The sequence below is a fragment of the Paenibacillus sp. yr247 genome, from assembly GCF_900103825.1.
Lineage (GTDB): Bacteria > Bacillota > Bacilli > Paenibacillales > NBRC-103111 > Paenibacillus_E.
This window is the reverse complement of the sequence record NZ_FNIF01000069.1, coordinates 1-4,026: the sequence shown is the minus strand read 5'-3', so window position 1 is coordinate 4,026 and position 4,026 is coordinate 1. Positions and strand designations below refer to the sequence as shown.

Here is a 4,026-nt window from a genome sequence, read left to right as displayed (position 1 = left end):
CCGCTTATTTCGTATATTAAGAATCGTTAATAATAAAGATACTACAAAATAATGAAGATGAAAAGCACGCTTAACATAACTTCTGGTAGAACGTTATTCTGCTGCTGCCTCATGATCGATGGCACACCAGCGGGGAAAGAATGAAAAGAACAATAAACCAACTATCCGCAAACTGTTTGTTAACAAACCAACGACTCCTGTTCTTTGCTTCATGCGTTTCGCTCCCCCCTACTGTATCCGGAACCCGCTCCTATTGCGCTCAGCTTGTTTGTCTGTTAGCCTCGCTCCCGCTCCCTTAGCTGCATCTTCCTCCCTGCTACATGCCGCTCCTATAAATATGACTTGACTCCCTACCTGATCTGTGGCAGATCCCCACCCCTTAACAACCCGGTTTTCGCGCAGCGCGCGCCCAACCCCCTCCCCCCCAATCTGCCTTCAACTAGATACGGATTTAGTTGCAGTTGAGCTATCTGCGACTGCATACGGATTAAGTTAGGTGCGTACTTAGTTGAAGAGTTGAAATCTGCAACTAGGTACTAGTCTTGCTCCAGAGTACCGCTGTGGTATTAAGGGTGAAGGATAAAGGGATAAGGAGGGTCTTTTACGGTGTGGTTTGTTAACAAACAGTTTGCAAAGAGTGGCGTTTGGTTAGGTCGTGTGCTATACTGGATGCAAATAGCCAGCACACTCCAATTACGTTCGTACAAATAGCTTTTTATCGCTTGAAAAACTCATAGAGAGGGTGATTCCGTGAACCCGGAGAAACTAATAAAACCTGACGAAAGGTTAGGAAATGTGGTTAAGGTTTATGAGGTACTTGAGTACATCGTGTTAGCCGAGCTCATGAAAAAGAACGACTACGCCCAAAACCTGGAGCAGACGATCATCAAATCCCTGGCTAATGTAGGCGTCAACAAAGGGTTTCTATCTCAGCGCCTTACCAGCCTGATCGAGTCCGGAAAGGTCGAGAAAATAGGTACCGATCCCGACCATCGTTCTCGTCAATTGCTTCGCATCACTGAAGCGGGTATCGAATATTTCAAACGCATTGCGTCAGAATTGCCGGCCAAGGTTAAACTAGCCAAAAAAACCTATACTGCTTTTGAAGCGTATATGGATCAGTACGCAACCATGTCATTAAAGCAAGGGGAACCAATAAAATGAAAACTGTACCCATTCACTCCGATGCTGAGCTTTTTCGCTGCCTCATCTTCCAGACACCAATTCATATTCACTTCGCGGATGGAACGTTCTACCCTTCGATCATTAATGGTTTCGATGATGACCTTATCTATGTTGACGGCGGGTTCGAGTTCCGTTCGAATATTTCCCTTTGTCGAAAAGAGTTTCGCTATGATGCTGATTTAGAGAACTGCGTCTGGTTTCAAACTCCCGTGGAGCTGCGTGTCGAAGATCAGATTCAAGATGTAGCTACTCGTCTTAACGCTATCATGGACGATATCATATTGGTTGACGGCGCGTATTACTTCCGATCCAATACCGTCGTGCTTGCTGCATAAGGAAGGTGATTGTATGGCCAAAGAATATGCTGAGATTATAAAACAATTAAAGGATACGTTCCCGAAAGGTACTGTGAAAAATGCAAGATTCATTCCGAATCAGGTGTATGTTGATCGACTTGAAGTCGCTGCGGAAAGCAGATGGGATAAAGAAATCCGCCAGCTCGACGTCCGTCCTGATCTCGGCTATGTGAAGGCCATTGTGCGTGTAATCATAGGGGAGCATTATCGTGAGGGAGCGGGTTTTGAATCGTTACCTGCCGGCTGTTCAGGCGATGTTTTAAAAACGGCCGTCGATAAAGCGCTAGCGTCCGCTTTTGTCTCTGCCGTTGACGAGTGGCAAGTAGGCTGGATTGATCTATGTACTGAAAGTAAACGTGATTGGGCCGATAATCCAGGCATTACGCTCTTACAAAACAATCCTTCCAAGCAAAAGCAGTCTTTATCAAGGGCATCATCCGTAAGCGAAATGATACCTCGGGTATGCGTGACATGTAAAAATGGTTTGACCGAAGTGGACAAGTCGATGCTAAAGAAAATACCAGGTCAAAACATCGACTACTGTAATAAATGCTTACCCGAACATCGCCGGAGAAAAATAAGAACCTGATCGTGTCTCTCCGATCAGGTTCTTCTATTTATCTAGGTCTCGTTTACTTAGTGCTTCATACAACAACTCATTTACCCAATCATCGAAAGATTTTTCCTCATTCGAAAGTGCGATGATGCGATCGTAGAGGCTACGCTGATAAGAAGTGGTCTTGCAGATAGATTCACCTTCCAGCTCAATAACACCATCATGAAAGCTTATACTTCCTTCGACCTTGTACTTTTCCAGCAATTGCAGGTCCGTGTGATTCCCTCGAAACCTCCCTAATCTGCAGCGAACATAATATTCGGTTTCCCGTTCGAAAATCGCGATATTCCGCTGCCCTAAAGCTTCAATTAAGCGGTACAACATATCATAGTTCGGCGAATGGGGATCCTCAGACTTGGGGAATGTGAAGAACATGAAGCCCCTTTTTTCGTATTTATAGGGAACCTCCGACATTTCGTTTGAAAAGGGGAGTAATTCTCCGTCCTTAAGATTTACGTAACCGTCGACCGACAAGAGGCGGATTGGCTCCACTCTCACTACCACGGTTTTCTTACCCCCATAATTAAACGAAGCGAATAACCGGACATTGTCCTTAAATAACTTGAGCCTTAGCCCACCCACTTCTTTGTAGTACTGGGTCGAACCCTTCGCGGCTAATACTTCTCTGAGTGCTTTACAGTCTGCGCGCCGAAATACTCTGCGCATTTGTTTGCCATATTGAAATAGTTGGCTTGGTATTTGAGGAGGATCTGCATTTGCCAGGGTGCTAAGGTACTGAGGTGAGACGCCAACTTCCTTAGCCGCATCCCCTAAAAAAAGCATATCCCCCGTAAATATTTTACACACCCGCTCGTACTCCTCAACATCAAACCGGTACCCCCCATCACTACGATAGGTATCCGAATTAACGGGCGTAATAAATCCTTTACGGACCCATAGGGCAATCGTATTTTTCGTCTTATTGAATTTCTTGGCCATTTCTTTCTGCGAGATATATGTCGACATAATTAGCTCCTACACTGTCCGCTTGTTAAGCGTAATAATATCACAATTTTCCTTTTATCAACATGAGTTTTTTTCATTCATTTTACAAAAATCAACGATCACTAACGGACTTTATTTTCAACTAACAAACTTTATTTTCCCTATCCACCTATTAGTTCAAGAAAATAAAGTTCGTTAGTCAATAGTCAGCATTTTCGCGGGTTATTAGATTTCATTATAAATTAAAATAGACAGGGTAAGTTTATTAGTGACGGACAGATTCGATAAGTTGAACACGAAAATGTGGAAAATAAAGTTTGTTAGTGAATTATGCATTTGTAAACGTTAAAGGAGTTCACAGCTTCAACTAACGATTCATTAGGTTCAACTGTTCCTCCAGGAAGGTCATATCGCCCAATGTATGGTTCATTCCCTCAATAAGTCAAATCCCATACGCACCTAAATGCTGCTGCCATTTCCGTTTTCGTTCAATAAAACCTTCACTCCCAGAGAGTATAACACCCCTCTCTATTCTAGTCTTAAACCGCAAGTTTTCAGGTCATCCTTTCGCTGGAAACTTCAATTAAAATCCTGTTTAAATCTGTTAAGATCGACCCAATCTCCCGTAGAACGGGAGGAGACCCTGCCTGTAACATCTCATCTAAACAAGCAAGCTGTGCAGTCTGTGCTCGTTGAATATAAGTTTTCTGCCTTTCTTCCCTCTCAGTTGAAGCGTGAATAACCATTTCACCAAAATGATCAATACACACCGCTGCTGTCTCCAATGCCGTGAGAATCCTCTCTATTTTCGGATATTGCAGTGTATCAACTTCGATTTCCCTTAGATCTGTCAAGCTGCGGCGTATTCCCCGTATTTGTACGGATACCTTTTCTAATTGGGTCATCCCAAAAGCGAGAACTTCT

At 43.6% G+C, this 4,026-nt stretch carries 5 protein-coding genes; 3 read left to right on the top strand and 2 right to left on the bottom strand.

Annotated elements, in window-relative coordinates:
* Positions 1–750 precede the first annotated feature (750 nt).
* The 3 genes from BLT91_RS30360 to BLT91_RS30350 are packed head-to-tail and all read left to right on the top strand — an operon-like array spanning position 751 to position 2,130.
* Entirely contained in the window at positions 751–1,164 is a 414-nt protein-coding gene (locus BLT91_RS30360) for a hypothetical protein (protein ID WP_090827986.1), read from the top strand.
* Positions 1,161–1,520, top strand: coding sequence for a hypothetical protein (locus BLT91_RS30355; RefSeq protein ID WP_090827985.1), 360 nt, complete (start codon positions 1,161–1,163; stop codon positions 1,518–1,520). The genes BLT91_RS30360 and BLT91_RS30355 overlap by 4 nt, the downstream gene beginning before the upstream one ends.
* Before the next feature lie 13 nt (positions 1,521–1,533).
* Positions 1,534–2,130, top strand: a complete 597-nt coding sequence (locus tag BLT91_RS30350; RefSeq protein ID WP_090827983.1) for a hypothetical protein — start codon at positions 1,534–1,536, stop codon at positions 2,128–2,130.
* 24 nt (positions 2,131–2,154) lie between these two features.
* On the opposite strand, the gene BLT91_RS30345 is transcribed toward BLT91_RS30350, so the two are convergent.
* On the bottom strand, positions 2,155–3,123 hold the full coding sequence (locus BLT91_RS30345; protein WP_090827981.1) for a hypothetical protein: 969 nt from the start codon (positions 3,121–3,123) through the stop codon (positions 2,155–2,157).
* Between the two features lie 533 nt (positions 3,124–3,656).
* Positions 3,657–4,026: hypothetical protein (locus tag BLT91_RS32215; protein WP_175532615.1), on the bottom strand; the 370-nt coding region annotated here is incomplete at its 5' end.